Genomic DNA, 15,643 nt, shown 5'->3' with positions numbered 1-15,643 from the left:
TTAAGGTCTCCCTAAAACGTGACTTTGACTTTTCCGTCCTCTTGAGAACGGGTTCCTCCTTTAGCAGGTTTCTCTTCTGGTGCTGGGAAATACTCTTGGGCGATCGCCATTCGCTTGGCAATTTGTTCTCGGCTATGTTCCTCAGAAAAGAACTCTTGTTGAGACCGTTCGATTAATCGTTGCCGCACTTTTTCCCATTTACTGCGGCTCCACTCATCCGCCTCAATATCCTCTTTGGGTAACGTGATTCTCGTGATCATTGGAATGGAGCCTTCATCCCTGGTGGCATAGGCGGGATTAATGAACACACATTTCCCAGCCACAAACTTATTGAATTGTGCAGACTCGACAATGGCGCGTTTATGCAAGTGCTCTCCCGTACTGGTACTGCCCCCACCTTTGCCTGTACTGCGGCTTTTTTGGCGAGTGGTGAGTTCTTCTTCACCGATGTAGTCGCTAAACATCCGAGCACTTTCGCTCTCTTGTGGGTTAAAAATGGCTTTTGTGGCACAACCACCCAAAATGGCACGGCTGATCTCACGCGAGTAGGCTTTCTCTAACTGGTTCAAGTTCTGATAGCCAATCAGCGTGACTTGCCCCAAGGAACGATTCTCGTTGAGCCACTGAGTCAGGGTTGGCAGGTAGACGGTGGGCAGCTCGTCAACGGCTACCAGAAACGGATCTTTGCGACCACTGCGAGCATTACGAGCCACCAGCATGTGCAAAATCGTAGCCACCAGTGGAGCAACCGCATCCCGGCGCTGGCGATCGAGACCTAACACAATCATGCGTTTGCCTTCCAGGTCTAATGGCAGTGTGGTGGGTCCACAAAACGCACCCACCAGTTCCGGGCTAAGGAAACGGCTAAAGACTTTGCTGGCGGTGCCAACAACCCCTGATACCGTTTTTTCGCTGCTTGCTAATTGCAAAAGCTGTGAGAACGCCAGATAAACCCACTGGCTGATGTGATACCCACTGCCTGATTCGCTGCGTTCCCACGCCGCTTGAATGCGTTCTGGCAATTTCGACAAGCTCAAAATGGTGGAAGCCGTCAAAATGTCGGGCGCTGGTAATCCCTTTGCCAGCATCAGCATTGCCTGGGTCAATTGGTCTCCAGCATCCGCAAAGAACTTGTCCTCTGAAGCATTGGCAGAGAGTGCAAAGTTTCGGTTCATCACCGTTGCAATTTGCCGAGCCATTAGTGCGTCATCGGGACTATGGAGGAAGTCTAAGGGATTGCAAACTTCAGACTCTTCAAACCCTGGAGCAAACACTTTGACATCGTACCCGTGCTTTGCTGCAAACGGCACAAGCAATTCTGCCTGCTCTGGATATTTGAAATCGTAGATGCAAAGAGGAATGCCCTCTTTAATCGCAGAGCGAATTGCCGGATTAATCAGTGAGAAGGTTTTCCCTGATCCAGGTCCACCGCACACGGCAATCCCCCGGTTTGCATCCGGAATCCAAAGTGTTCTCTTTCCGGCAACAGGCTTCCCTTTGTCATTGCGCTTAAACAGTCCGGCATAGAGTGTCACCGCATTGTGCTTGCGCTTTTCCAGTTGTTCTAGAGCACGTTTACGAGCAGTTCGTTTTTCGCGATCGCCTGCCAGGTAGCCAGTGGCGATTTTGTTGCCATGCTTCCGACCTTTCCCTAACCAGGCGAGGGCAATCCAACCAATCGCCACAATCAACAGCATGAGACCATTGCCCCCTTTAAGGGACTGGAGGATTCCACCTCCATACTGAGAGCCACTCTGGACAAACGTATTTGGCTCACTGGTACGGACAGCGATTGTTTGAGATTGCATCAAGGGAGAAGGTTGCATTTCAACCTCAAGCGGTGAGATCAGGGAATACCGTTTTAAGCCACTGCCATAAGCCTTCTGTAAGCGCTAGTAACTTTTCTTGGAGCGTTTCGCGTGGGTCTGGCTTAATGATTGGAACAGGTTCTTGCGGCGTTTCGCGTTTAAGTGGTTGGGCAACCCTTGCAGTAACGGCAAAGCTGCGCGCCTGTTTGACCTCAGCCATTTCGGTGTCATTCTCGATGTCACCTGCGACAATGCCATCCCTAGGGCGATAGCTGATGAAGGGAACAGGTCCAATCACGAATGGGGAACAATTGGGTTCGATTGATGAGAACGGTTGACAAGCACGAAAATACAAAGCTGTCTTGATGCTTTGCTGACTCGCTTCTGTTAGCACGACCTTAAAAGCATTATTGAAGATATTACGCCCAGTTGGTTCAAGCCCATTACTCAACTGAGCACCTTCCCCCTGTCCACCTTGAACTAGTTGCCGACCTGTCAGCCAAACTTTTTGATGAATGGCTTGATCACCAGATAACTGAATTCCAGAGCAGGTAACGGTGTCACAAGGCACGCTGTACCCAGCAATATCACTTCCCGATAGGCTGTTGGCACCCGACTTGGCAGTCAGCTTCATGATGCCAACAGAGCCACTGGATTGAGGCGGAACCGGAAAGAAGCTCCACGGCAATTCTTTTAGCCCAGGAACGTCACTAATTCGAGCAGTCTGCCAGAACTGAAATCGTTGCAATGGTACAGACAATAATCCTGGAACATCTTTGAGCGTATAGCGCGATAAATCAAAGTTGATAAAGTTAACGGTTCCTAGTTGCGAATCGTTGGTAATGATTTCATTGAGTGTGCGAGCCAGGTTGGGACGTGGAAAGACGACACTGAGCCGAGCTTTGAGTAACGGCACCTTAGAGATCGGTTGAGTACCCAACTCTGGAATTGCCCCAGCTAAATCGGCTAACGTTTGACGCTCAAACAGCTTGAATTGGCTTAATTTGACCGCTTCAGGTGAAACTTGAGTACCAACCGCGATCGCAAATAAGTTCATGTCTTGCAGGCGGAAGCTCCGTTCAAAATCACCCAAGGTGAGGACTTGATCCAATGGTTGACCTGTTTGCCAAGAGCGAAACCCAACCGCTCCCGATGTTTGAAGCTTGGGTAATTTAGTAAACGTCAGGGCATCCCAGTTTGGGGCAGTAGCGGATCGTTCGCCTTGTTGAACCGTTACGGTCGGAATACTGACGGCTTTTGTCGGAAGTGATGTAAGCCCCCAGCAGACAGCAGCAAGAACAATGGGAATCACACGACGAGAAGACATAGTGTTACACGCCTCCAGGTGTTGGGGTTGATTGCAAGCCTGAAGCAGGCGTTACAGACGAGGGGGAGACAGGAGAAGAGGAAGAAGGGGATGAGGGATTTGGGAGTGTCGCAGGAGTTGTTGTTGAGTACCCCATTTCAGCCAGTTTGGACACAACGGCTAGTGATAGTTGAGATCGCTGAGCAGCCTGCTGCATTGGCATCCCGTTTCGGACTTGAGCCAAGAACGCCCGTACCCGCTTTACCACCGGGCTAGATGAGGAAATTAACCGCTGGCTCAGTGCCCGTTGCAGTCCGCGCTCAACATCGTTCCAGTTGGCGGTACGATTGCCAGCCACAACCACTCCACCCCCATCAGCCAGGTTTTGATGATCGGGTGTGACCGCAATGGAGGCATATTGGGGCTTGCCAGAACCGTAACCAATCTGGAATAAGTACGTTTTTCTGCCGTATTGCGATTGAGTAATGACCGTCAACAGCGTCGATTCTGTTCGGGGAATATTGGGAAACTGGATGCTCGTAACACGCTTTAAGTGGACAATACTGGCTCCAGAACGCTTTCCTAACGAACCATCAAAATCAACTGCGATCTTGCTGGGGTCGTCGAGCCACGCTCTTAAAATCGTCTCACCCGTTCGGGTGAAATCGATATTAGTGCCAGATCCCTGCCAAACGGTAACAGATGCGCCATTACCCTTTAGCCCCTGTGCCTGAGATTGAGAGACTTGCCGCAAGATCGGCGCGGCGATCGCCGGAGTGATAGAACTGAGCACAACACCGACTAACAGCGGAATCATTGTTAAAGAAAGCAGATGCTTTTTCATCGCGTCACCTCAAACATGGAATTGGTTTGTACTTGAAGCTGCTTTCCGGCAGGAACCCGCCAAACTTTTGCTCGATTGCGGTTGCTCTCTGCTAACCGTTGATTGCGATCGGTCATTTGCTTCTGCACTGCCCCAAACGCTCCTTCAAGCAACGCACCGCCAATGTCAGTCTTACCGTTCTTGATGTTGGAGGACGATAGGGAAGGAGATGAGGTTACACTCTCGCTTTGAGGGCGATTTAACAGTTTGCCAGTCTGACCCAATGCGCCCGTAAGTGCCACCATCAGGTCTTTACCAAATCTGCCCCTCTCTCTGTTGATGTTGTCTGCCATCACTGGATTTCCACCTTCGCCTGTAATTGTCAATGAGCCTGGTGGCACCTGCATGGTTTGAGAGCCTGCGGCAGATGGGGTGACAACGGCGATCACAGAAAGTTGAACCATGCCGCTGTCAGACACCGCATCCACTTGAGCAACCAACTCTGTCCCAGCCGGAAGCGCGACTGAGCCATCTGATCCAAGCAAGGGTTCATCGAGTTGAACCGTGAATTGCTGCGCTTGCTTTTGCTGGATATCTTCTGCCCACACAATCGGGGTGTTGAGCGTAGCGGTTGCCGTAGACCCAGGCATCAATTGGGATACCTGACTTGGTTCACCCGTCAGGATCGCATTCATATCAGCGTCGTACCGCTGCGGACTACCCAATTCCTGATGACGAGTATCACCGCTGTTCAAAGACTTAGATTGTGCTATAGCCGCAGCAGTCGAAGACGAGGGCACGGCAGAGGAATAATCGGCTGTTACTGCTGATGGTGTAGAGGGAGGTGTGCCCAGGGAAGAGGGTGAACCAGGCGAGTCCATTGCAGGTTCAGCAGCAGAGACAGTGTCTCCCCCATCGTTCCCTCGACCAAAGCTACCGACTGCCACCGCATCTTGCCATGCCTGGTTCGGCTCTTTGTTTTCTGGAACTGAGTTAAGCGGTTTATCTGCCAAAGGCGCAGGGCGTGCAATCGGGGGCGGGCTGACAACTGGGGTATAGCTGCGGACAGGTGGAGCGACTGCAACAGGGGCGGGAGTACGAACCGGTGTGGAAGATGTCGGCTTCGACGAAGCCGACTTAAGCGGACTTTTCTGGGTGTTTGGCTTGCTGGGAAGACGTGGAGTAGTATTCTGTTTGGTTTGCGCGATCGTTTGCGTTTGGGTTCTTAGAGCGGTTTCAGTCTTGAGTCTGCCGATTTCCTGTGCTGATGGATCAGCGGTCGGTGTCGGCTCAGGGGATGGCGGAGGCGGTTTCGTGGCAGCTTTGTCATCCCAGCTATTCACACTCAAAAGGAACAAACCCACCGTGCCAACCGCACCTGCCATCAGAACTGAGACAAGTCCAGCTTTGGCAAATGGATCACTCCAGATTGGAGTTTTTGTTTTAGCGGTGGAATACGCCTCTTCCCCTTCCAGATCTTCGGGGTCAAGCAGTAACTCTTCCTCTGAAGCCTCTGGATCGAATACTTCTGGGTCAATGGGTTCCTCTAGAAATTCTGGCTGATCAGTAGCAGACTCTCGTTCAAGAACGGCAGTTGCCATTGAAGGTGCCGTTGAAGGTGGAGCAGGCTTGCCGGGAGGGGGTTCTGAGACGAAGCCCGTCATCGCCGCCAGATCATCCCACTCTGAGGATAGGGATTGTTGAGGATTGGAGGATTGGGAAGAGGGATGCATGATATCGAGGTCTAATCGTTGCGAGGTTGGTAGCGAGGTCTAACGGGTAAGCTGCTGAATCTCCAGATCACGCATTTCGGTAATGCGTAATCCGCTTTGCTGCGCTTGATAGACGGCTTGTTGAATTGGAGTGGAGTTTTCTGGTAGAGGGTCACTGGTCGGTTCAACGGCTTGCACAAAGACAGATTTGTTGAATGGAATGACACGCCCTTGCGGATTTGCACCATCGAAAATCAGTAGGTTGGCGACCACATCGACTTGCCATATTCCCGGTTTAACTGGCTTTGGATCTGAGACCGATTCAAAGCTCAAGACGCTTTGAGCCGCATTGCTGAACACACCGTTCGGGGTCATTTTGGCAACCTCTTGCAGGAAAGGATTGCGAAAATCCTCAGCTAACATGAACGAGGCTTGCCAGGTTCCGGTTGTAATTCGACCTCTGCCCACCTGGACTCCTGGATCACTTAACGACCCTCGACTTGCTTGACCTGTCGCTCCTACCCCATCTTTAGAAGCAAGCTTTGTATTCCAGGTGAATAGCAGTCCTAACCCATTTTTGACAAACTGATGAACGGTGACTGGCATCCGAGAAAAGTGATCGACTGGTTCCATCGCAATCGATCGCCCATTGTCAAGTTGCACCATTGAAGGAGCGGGCTTTCGAGCCACTACCCAGGTTCCGGTGGCAATAGCAAGAGATAGGAACAAAATCAAAATTTGAAGTCCCAATGTGCCAAGCGCGAACATCGGGAGAATGTCTGATGAATCAAATCGCCGTTTCTTACTGATTAACTGCATGGTGACCTAAGCCTCAAATGGGTGGGTGATGGACTACCGAGCGAGAATGCCACGGAAATTCTTGAGTCCAGGGACATTGGCAGCAACGGTTGACAGCATTCCAACTGCGCCACTGTTAATTACATGGAAAACAGCCATTCCGCCTCCGGCTGCTAATGCCAGAGCCAGCGCGGGTGCAAGCAGAGCAATAATCACCAGAAAGCCCATTGTGTCCGTCACTTCGGCATTGACGACTACCACTGCTGCGACTCCCACGATGATGTTGTAGCAAACCTGCGCCATTCCCAAGGAAAAGAACCCAGTTAACCACGCCCACATTGATTTGCCATCATATAAGAACGCGCCTGCTACCGCGATCGGTCCCATTAACCCGGTAAGCAGCATGGCAATTTCAAGAATATTGGCGAACGCCCATTGAAATGCCAATAAAACCACCTGTACAAGAGACTGAGAGATAGCACCCAGAAAACCAGCCGCATAACTGGCTCCACCAAACAAAAGACCTTGATCAAGACCACCTTCAAAAGCTTCACCAGCACCTTGAGCAGCACGCAGGTTTGGAGTTTGAGACAGCAAATTACCCAAATCAGCAAAGGCGTTTCCAACAGGATGCTTCGACTGATAATCCTGAATAACTTGCTGGGCTTGCTGGTTAGCGTTTTTCATACACTCAACCTGCCGCTCCCCAACCATCCCTTGACATTGGCTCAACAATGCTCCAATCTGGCTCGACACCGCCCCTTTATCCACAGAAGCTTGGATCGCATCCTGGAGTTTGACCTCCAGGAGGGTGGTTGATAAGACCTGCTCTGAGACGTTATGAATGACTCCTCGCAAACTGAAGGTGATTTTTCCTAGCAGATTGCCATTGTTCGCTAATAGAACAACGATGACAAGCGGAATCAGCAGGCTTTGTAGGGCTGAGTGATAGTCTTCTTCATGAACCATACGGCGAATGAATTGAAGCATGAAAAAGACTAGCGAACCCGCCGCAAATAGCCCAGCAATTCCAACGATCGTGGCATATAGCTGACTTTGAAAGATATTGAGCCAGTGATTATTCCAGGCTTGGGCAATTCCCTGCGTGGTATCAATGCCGCGTTGAAGAATGTCTCCAGCGCCAAGCGCGCCAAGCAAGGGAGAAGAGAGAAGATTCAACATGAGTCGAGGTCTTTATCAGTCGATATTTTTACAGTAATTAGGCAATCTGACTGTCGTATGACACTGATCTGCGTTTGTCTAGCTATGGATTACCACCTGCTTGATTACCTGTGGCTCCAGGCATGTAAACGTTTCCAGAAGCCTGAATCAGGCTAACGGCTCCCGCAATTTTTTCTGAGTGCTGCATTCGATTTGTTTCGTCAACCGCGTCAGAGATGTTAGACATCACAAGACTGTTTGCCGCCGTTTGTTGACGCAGGAGCATCAGGTTGGTGTAAGCCCCTCCTTGCAGAGCAGATTGTCCCGCTTGTAATGTCACCAGGTCTTTCATCACATCTTGCGTAACATCTTTCCCTTGGGCTTCTTGTGCCTTGCTCTGAATGGTTTGGAGCGTTTGTCCCGCACCCTGTAATTCCTGCACCATTGCGTTTTGACCTGCTTTGCCAACCACACTCGATGCCATTCCTCGGTTCATTGTTCGATCCGTTTCAGACTTGACGGATTGCGCCAACACTAAGGGGTTGAGGTTAAACTGGTCTACTTTCTGCATTTGAGCATTCGCTGCCCCGTTCGCTGCGTCACCACCTGCCTGCTGCTCAATCTGTTGATGCAGAGCTTCAAAATCAGGAAGTCCCAATGCTCCTGTAGGATTGCTGTCTCCGTTGTCTCCAGTACCGTTAGCAGAATTTGTACCATTACCAAAAATGCCACCCAACACATCGCCAAAAATATTGGACATGCTGCGGTTAATGAAGTCGTTGAATACCTGGAAGTATTGTGAAATCTGCTGAGTGAATGGATTTAAGAGGTTTGCGATCGGGTTGCCTCCACTACCAAAAACATTTCCGAGATTCCCAAGATTTTCAAGTGGGCGAGTGAGTCCGCCCACGGTATCACCGATTTGTTGTTGAATCTGACCGATCGGATTTAGTGCCTTCTGAGTGACATCTGTAACTGTTTGCTGCAATGTGCTTGTCAGCTCATCTAAGGGAGCGGCTTTGGCAATGGGAACAATTCCTATCCCCGCTACAATCAGCATTAATGTCCAAGCCCATAGTTTGAACTGGGATTGCGTAGCCCGTTTTGGTTGTACCGTTTTCAGAGTTGAGGTTGTGCTTTTTAGAGAAGTTTTAAGCGACATGGGAGAGGATATTCCTTGAATGAGAATGAGTCGGTGTTGGAGATGCCCCAATCTCACTGAGGCTGGAACCAGAGCGAATCGCTTTTACATACTGCTCGGCAAACTTTGCCATTCCCAGTAGATGATCGCCAGGATACTGTGCCAGGACACGGGTTCTAGCAAGTTGCTCATCCGGGTTGTTAGCGACCGCTGCAATTTGTATTGGACTGGGATAATAACGGCAGTAGGTATAGGTGCCGTTAATGTCTAACAACCAGTTGGAGTAAAGTTCTGAGCGTTTCGGAAAGAAGAACTCTCCAGCATTTCGAGCAATGATTGAGCGTTCGTAAGAGAGGTTTTTAACGAATGATTCAACCGCGATCGGTTGAATCCGTCCCACGAGTCGTGTGTTCATGTTTTCCATGATTTGCGACCCAGCAACAGAGTTGACGATCGTGCCAGGATCTTGTGCAGATAGAAACGTGCGAATCCCAGCCTTTGCACCATTGGCACACAGTCGTCCGATTAAGCGCGCGATCGTTGAAAACGCAAATAGAATGGGAGACTCGTCAATAAAAAAGATTGACTTTGGACTTTCCAACGCTCGTCTAAGTGCGGCTGAATAGGCACTCAATGAAAGTACAGCCGCCTCATTTTCATTGGAGATATTTCGCAGTGCAAAAACCAGCAGTTGAGCATCGGTTGGAAATGAAGACGGACGGCTGATAGCACGTCCGACACGAGACCCTAACCAGTATTCCAACTGAAGTTGAATTTGTGAATGAGCACTGCGAACAACGCCAATTTCATCTTCTACCCCTAATTTCTCTAGAGAGCAGAACTGCATGAAATCAGCCAGGGTTGGAGTATCATTCCAAGCCACTGAGCCGAATCCACTTACTTGAGCCTCGTCATACCGCCTGCGAATGTCGGGGTCTTTGAAGAAGTTGCCCAATGCCCGACCGATCAGCGCTCGTACTGTATTTTCTAGTAGCGGGTCTTGCTGAGTTGTGGGCAAGACCATCGTGACCAGTGCGCCTTCCAGGAAGGAGCGATATTCCTCAAACCGTTCACGCAGCTTTTCTTCATCTAAGTTCAAATGCCGTAGATCTGGCATCTCAAATAGATTGTTGGACTCACGCCCAATGTCGAAATACGCAGCTCTGGGTTTAAGGAATTCAGCGTAGTCAGTAAAGGTTGAGGTGCCGTCCGGTTTGGGATAATCCAGACAGACGATCGGGTAGCCTTCGGCGAGGAACTGTGACATTGCACCCGATACCAGAACTGATTTCCCGGAACGGGTCGTGCCAAACACCGCAATATTTCGGTGTTCCTCAATGAAGTCAATTCGGACGGGAGTACCACCGTCATCGGCAATTAGCTCAAACCCTCTAGAATCGCCTGGATTGGTCAGGGTCAGAGGAATCAGCCCCGGTGCTTCACTGGTTAGGTATGTGAGCTGCCGTTTGAATGGCGTACTCAGCAATCGCTCCCAGGAGATCGGCAGCGTTTGCAGCCAAACGCGCCATGCAATTTCAGTTTCACGAATCACTTTGGCAGGCAGCAAGAAACAATCGGATAAGGCGGCACATGCCTCATCTAATTGATCCGGGTTGTTGCGATAAACCAGAAAAACGGTCGCAATATTGATCGGAACAGCCCCTTCATAGAGCTTTTCTTGTGCTGCCACCGAACGACGCACTTTCACCTGTGCTGCTACGTCAATACTGCGGCTTTGCTCCGCCAATTGTGCTGCCACATTACTTTGTTTGAGAATACGTTGCACATTGGTTTTCACCAACGCAGAGTTGCGGCTGGTGATTTGGCAGAAAATTTCAGTATCAACGACATGGGGACGGCAGAGGACATTCCACAGATACCGCAACTGCTCACGCATATTGGAAAAACCACCGGGTTTAGCGTTGAAGGTTAGGGCACCAACATACTTGCCTTTGACCTTGAGCCAACGGCGATCCGCTTCCGGGACATTGGAGTACCCGTATTCCCCTTGAATCAGGGCACTGACAGCATGAACATCGTTCTGGACGACTTCTTTAATGCCTCGCTCAGACATCACAATATGCTGTGGAACCGGAGGGGCAGGATTCCAATTAAACCGATGCCACACTTGCGTCCAAATATCTTGGACACTCATGGGCTTGATATCCAAACCCATCTTGATATTGAGCAAATGCTCCCAGCGCAAATAGCCTTCACTAAAAGCACGATGGAGCATTGTTTCAAATCGCTCTTGCACGACGCGATCGCCATTGCCTTTGAATAATTCCCAAACCTCAACTCCTTTTGCTAGAGCTTTTTCAATCCAGTCAGCATCATTTGTCACCTTCTGGTTAGGTTCGATGGTGTAGGTGGCATAGAGATAGAGAGACTTGGGCTTGCGAGTGCCGGAGTTTTTTAATTCTTGTGCTCTCGCTTTTTCACTCATCAACAGCAGACGCAGCTCGGATGAGGGTGCTCTACCCAGCAATCGATCTAGTTCTGCTTGGCGATCGCTATCAGAGGTAAAAGAGCTAAGGTGAACAGTCAACCGTTCTCCATTGGGCACTTCCTTCAAAGCAGATTCAAACCCCCTTAAAGTAGGTTGAACCTGATCCGGCTTGAGCGTGTCGTGGATTCCAGATGCCTTGAATCCAAACACAAAGCAAAATCGGTTTTTGCCCTTCTGAAGCAGCGCTGCACCCACACTACGCCCCTTCAAATTGATCTGGGCAAAACCTTCCAGATGATTGAAGTCTTCAAACGCGGTTTGCGTAACCGTCTGCTTTTTGTTGCGCTCAAGAACTGTGACACGCTGCTTGCCTAATTTGGGCTTCATCTCGATATCCTCCGTTGCACCTGAGTCTTCCTCTTCTTACTGTTCTTGCTGGAACAAGTTGCAGCGCGTTTACCTTTGTGTAAGAAAGACGGCTGATCGAGCAAGCTTTCATATTGAACGAGTCCTCCTTGCTTCCAGGTTGGAACCCCATGAAACTTGCTCAAGAACCGCCAACCCTCATTCCCGGTTAACATCCACCAACTGGCACACCCCCAGATAACGACAAGCAACGTGGGTAGCCAACCAAGTCCAAAAACGCCCTGGCAAAGAAAGTAGGAAATGATCGCAATCACAACCCACGGAATTACCTGTTCTCCAGGAATAGGACCGAGTTGAGGCTTTGAGTTGAGCACCTGGTTAACAGGAATGAATTCGTCGGAGTTGTAGTCGTGTTCGGTAGGCATAGTAAAGGGCAAAAATCGTTGGGAACTGAGGACAAAATAGAATTTCCTTCGTTGAGAAGCAGCAAACACCCCTTACGTCACGATCAAGGTGGAGAGGGCATCTCCAATCACAATGCACAGAACTGTGATCAATGGAATTCTGGCGGCTGTTTGCCAGTCTTCGTCATTCCTAAAGGCGTTGATCACACGAACCAACGCAATTCCGATATAGAGGACAAAGATGACTCGCAGAGTACCAAACAGCAAAGGGATGAGTCCATCAACCCCCGCCGCTCCACCCCCCGTATTTGCCCCTGCGAAGATGGTCTGCACATACTCCTCAGCGGCTTGGAAGAATAAGGCGTGGGACGGAAATGCTACACCCAACCAAGCACCAGAACCAAAGCAGACGGAAAGCCAGGGCAGTTTGTGTTCAGGGATGCCAGCTTTTTCCAACAGGGATTGCCAAATGCGTTGGCATAGAGGATTGCTCTTAATGATGGCTTTGACAACTCGAACCGTCAGGGCTGCGATCGTGGCACCCAACACAAATATGGGAGCGTGTAGGATCAGGTTTAAGCCCAAAACTCCACCTGCAACCAGCCAGGGTGCAGACTTTTTCAAGCGGGCACGAAATTCACGAGTGAAGAATCGAGCAAATAGCGATCGCAAGCCAAAGCTCTTGTGTGACTCTGATTGCGAGATGACAAGAGGAGCTTCTTCTGAAGCTAAGGGCATTGACAGTGCCAGTTCCAGCTTTTGACGAGTTGTCTCAGGAGCGGTCTCATCAGGGGAAGGAGCAAAGGTTGTGGTAGTTGGCATATCTTTCTCTCAATGATTAGGAAACCAGGTCATAGGACTGGGTGAATGAGGGTTCTAGTTTTGAGATTAGATAGGCGATATGGCATGAATATGGCACTGCTCAGGATTTCTATGGCACGAGCAATTTGTTTGCCCGAAACAAGCACTATGCATCCAAAATGCCCGCTGCTGCGTACTAAAACAAGTAGAGAGCGCATCCAAAATCAGCAGGCTGGACTTTTTGTAAACAGGCTGGACTTTTTGTAAAAATGTCATTATCAAGGTAGAGATAAATTCTGTGCCTGGTGTCAAAATTGGTGGAGGGGATTGAGTCAAGAGCGCGAAGGAAAAACGGCTTTTCTACACATAGCGATTTCCTGATCAACGCGCATAGGTTTTAGGTTATGGATATTTTGGTAGTGGAAGACGAGCGTAATATCGCGTCGCTAATTCGCAGGTGCTTGGAAGCCGAAGGCTATTCATGCTCAGTCGCTCATGACGGAGAGGCTGGGCTGAACCTATTTGCTCAAAAAGAGCCTGATGTGGTGATTTTGGATCTAAATTTACCCAAGCTGAATGGGTTAGATGTCTGCGAACAAATTCGCAAAAGTCCTAAAAAAGATCCACTGATTATGATGCTGACGGCTAAAACCTCTGAGGGCGATCGCATCATGGGTTACACTGCTGGAGCCGATGATTATCTTCCTAAACCATTCAGCCCCCAGGAGTTAATCGCACGGGTCCGGGCGCTGCTCAGGCGACCAAGGCGGTTAACTCATCCAGAGCACCGGCCCCTTGAAACCCCACATTTTCTCATCGATCCAGCGCGACGAGAAGTGTTTGTGCAACAAGCACCCGATGGGGAGCGGGAGACAGTCACTTTGTCACCTGTGGAATTTGATTTGCTGTTTAAGATGGCATCTCGACCACGAGTCGTGTTTACCCGAAATCAATTGTTAAATGCAGTGAGAGGAGAAAATTTTGTGGGGGACGAACGTTCAATGGACAGCTACATTAAACGATTGCGAGATAAAATCTGTCCTTCGGAGAATCGAGAGCGTTACATCAAGACTCATCTAAGAGTTGGTTATAGTTTTGATGATGCCCCTGATTAATTCTCAGAAAAATCTATTAAGAAGTAGCATTATTAGCCATGAGTGCGAGAGACCTTCTACCTAAAGGACGAACCTCTCTCAGCCTGCGTCTGCGACTACTCCTAACAAATTTTCTTGTGATGGTTGTCACATTAGTCAGTGCGACAAGTATTGCCCACATTTACAAAGCCCAGACGTTTGAGGAGAAAGTTTCCGATACTGTACTAACCAACCCATCCAAGCCAGCGTCAGAAAAGAAAGACGCGAACCGACTGCTTGAAATATTTGTGCAAGTGAATAACCGGGGAACTCACTTGGCTGTGTTGGTTAGTTTTGTGACCGTTGGGTTAATTACCTGGACCCTAACGGAAACGATTGACCGTCCACTGCGAGGAATTGAGCGAGCGATCCGCCAGTTCAATCGTGGTAATCTGAATGCACGAATTCCTCCCAGCGATATCCCCGAACTGCATAGATTAGGGTTGACCCTGAACAGTGCGGCGAGCCGTTTGCAGGGTGTAGAAGAGCGTCGCCGAGAAGTTATTGGGGATCTGGCACATGAATTGGGAAACCCGCTAACGGTGATTCGTGGGTATTTGGAGTTGATGAGTCATGGAGAGATGTCGCTTACCCCATCAGTCGGACAGCAACTCCATGAAGAAGCTGAACGAATGGCAAGACTGTTGGAGGATTTGAAAACCCTTTCTAAGGTGGAGACTGGCAATCTCCCATTACATTTGCAGGTGGTTGACCCAAATCCGCTGTTGAAGAGTGTTGTTCGAGCCTTATCGGTCAGAAACAGCAAGGGGATTCGCTTAGAGCTAGATTGTTCGACAATTCTGCCTGATATATTTGCAGATCCCGATCGCGTTCGACAGGTTCTGATCAACTTGATTAACAATGCCCTGAATTACACGGAACAAGGGCGTATCATCGTTCGGGCTTGGAACGATGTAACACGGATATGGGTTGAAGTCTCTGATACTGGCGTTGGAATTGCCCCAGAAGACCTGCCTCGTGTGTTTGATCGATTTTGGCGATCAGAGTCTTCCCGAAGGCAAAATACAAGTGGAACAGGGATTGGACTGGCAATCACAAAGCACCTGGTAGAAGTCCAGGGTGGGCAAATTAATGTAGAGAGTGAACTAAACAAAGGAACCGTTTTTCGTTTTTCGCTGCCCCTTGCTACAACAGAGCCTGCCTGATTATTTGCATCCCACAAACAACACAAACCGTTTTGTTTCTTTCAAAAGTGTTTGTGTCTCTATCTGAAGGTAGAGTTCTTTAGCCTCAACATTTCGTTTAATAAACACTTGAAGTGTGAGGTGCAAGCTTGCATGGACTGGTTACTAAGCATCGAGTTTCAGCAACTGGTATGAAGAGTCTTAGTTCACAACAGAGAACGGTCTCAGTTTAGCGTTGATTTCATCTCGTCTGGTACTCCACCTGAAACTCAAGATTTTCTGCGCCCTTGTTAAGGGTATTTCAGTCCGCGTGTTCCCTCTTCTCCAAAGTCAGAATCGCTCTTAGTGCTAGTTATCGTTTAACGTTTTCCTCGCACCCCCTTAGCTCGGATCTACCAATCCAAGCAAGTTTAGCCAACCACGCACCAGGGTTGGCTTTTTCATCTTTAAAGGGAGGCAACATAATTAATACAATCGCCTTATTCTATTCTTAAAAGTATTAGATCTCTACCCAGCGAGTGATTTAACCAAACTCAATGTTGCGTTTAACTAATTCATAGAAAAGCCGTTTGAATTCGTCTATCTGACTCGAATTC

12 protein-coding genes are annotated in these 15,643 nt (G+C 49.3%); 2 read left to right on the top strand and 10 right to left on the bottom strand.

Annotated elements, in window-relative coordinates; all coding sequences use genetic code 11:
- Positions 1-11 precede the first annotated feature (11 nt).
- The 10 genes from AC1S52_RS17135 to AC1S52_RS17090 all read right to left on the bottom strand — a co-directional run bounded on the left by AC1S52_RS17135 (position 12) and on the right by AC1S52_RS17090 (position 12,790).
- Positions 12-1,826: a type IV secretory system conjugative DNA transfer family protein gene (locus tag AC1S52_RS17135; RefSeq protein WP_482030250.1), complete on the bottom strand. Its 1,815-nt coding sequence runs from the start codon at positions 1,824-1,826 to the stop codon at positions 12-14.
- A gap of 7 nt (positions 1,827-1,833) precedes the next feature.
- Positions 1,834-3,135 carry a hypothetical protein gene (locus AC1S52_RS17130; RefSeq protein WP_482030249.1) on the bottom strand — a complete coding sequence of 434 codons (1,302 nt, stop codon included), beginning with the start codon at positions 3,133-3,135 and terminating at the stop codon, positions 1,834-1,836.
- A gap of 4 nt (positions 3,136-3,139) precedes the next feature.
- Positions 3,140-3,958: a hypothetical protein gene (locus tag AC1S52_RS17125; protein ID WP_482030248.1), complete on the bottom strand. Its 819-nt coding sequence runs from the start codon at positions 3,956-3,958 to the stop codon at positions 3,140-3,142.
- Entirely contained in the window at positions 3,955-5,670 is a 1,716-nt protein-coding gene (locus AC1S52_RS17120) for a TrbI/VirB10 family protein (RefSeq protein WP_482030247.1), read from the bottom strand. The genes AC1S52_RS17125 and AC1S52_RS17120 overlap by 4 nt, the downstream gene beginning before the upstream one ends.
- Positions 5,671-5,709: 39 nt before the next feature.
- Positions 5,710-6,468 (bottom strand): hypothetical protein, encoded by a 759-nt coding sequence (locus tag AC1S52_RS17115; RefSeq protein ID WP_482030246.1) that lies wholly within the window; start codon positions 6,466-6,468, stop codon positions 5,710-5,712.
- Between the two features lie 33 nt (positions 6,469-6,501).
- Positions 6,502-7,629 carry a hypothetical protein gene (locus AC1S52_RS17110; RefSeq protein WP_482030245.1) on the bottom strand — a complete coding sequence of 376 codons (1,128 nt, stop codon included), beginning with the start codon at positions 7,627-7,629 and terminating at the stop codon, positions 6,502-6,504.
- Between the two features lie 82 nt (positions 7,630-7,711).
- Positions 7,712-8,770, bottom strand: coding sequence for a hypothetical protein (locus AC1S52_RS17105; RefSeq protein ID WP_482030244.1), 1,059 nt, complete (start codon positions 8,768-8,770; stop codon positions 7,712-7,714).
- Positions 8,760-11,585, bottom strand: coding sequence for a hypothetical protein (locus AC1S52_RS17100; RefSeq protein ID WP_482030243.1), 2,826 nt, complete (start codon positions 11,583-11,585; stop codon positions 8,760-8,762). The genes AC1S52_RS17105 and AC1S52_RS17100 overlap by 11 nt, the downstream gene beginning before the upstream one ends.
- A complete protein-coding gene (locus AC1S52_RS17095; RefSeq protein WP_482030242.1) occupies positions 11,582-11,989 on the bottom strand; it encodes a hypothetical protein in 408 nt (135 codons plus the stop codon). The genes AC1S52_RS17100 and AC1S52_RS17095 overlap by 4 nt, the downstream gene beginning before the upstream one ends.
- 72 nt (positions 11,990-12,061) lie before the next feature.
- Positions 12,062-12,790, bottom strand: coding sequence for a hypothetical protein (locus AC1S52_RS17090; RefSeq protein WP_482030241.1), 729 nt, complete (start codon positions 12,788-12,790; stop codon positions 12,062-12,064).
- A 383-nt stretch (positions 12,791-13,173) separates the two neighbouring features.
- Here AC1S52_RS17090 and AC1S52_RS17085 point away from each other — a divergent pair, with 383 nt between their 5' ends.
- Positions 13,174-13,884, top strand: coding sequence for a response regulator transcription factor (locus AC1S52_RS17085; RefSeq protein ID WP_482030240.1), 711 nt, complete (start codon positions 13,174-13,176; stop codon positions 13,882-13,884).
- A 38-nt stretch (positions 13,885-13,922) separates the two neighbouring features.
- Positions 13,923-15,068: a sensor histidine kinase gene (locus AC1S52_RS17080; protein ID WP_482030239.1), complete on the top strand. Its 1,146-nt coding sequence runs from the start codon at positions 13,923-13,925 to the stop codon at positions 15,066-15,068.
- Positions 15,069-15,643: the final 575 nt, after the last annotated feature.

Source organism: Kovacikia sp. CALU 1929, from assembly GCF_056784235.1.
Note: the sequence above shows the minus strand (reverse complement) of the source record. Positions and strands in the feature narration are given on the sequence as shown.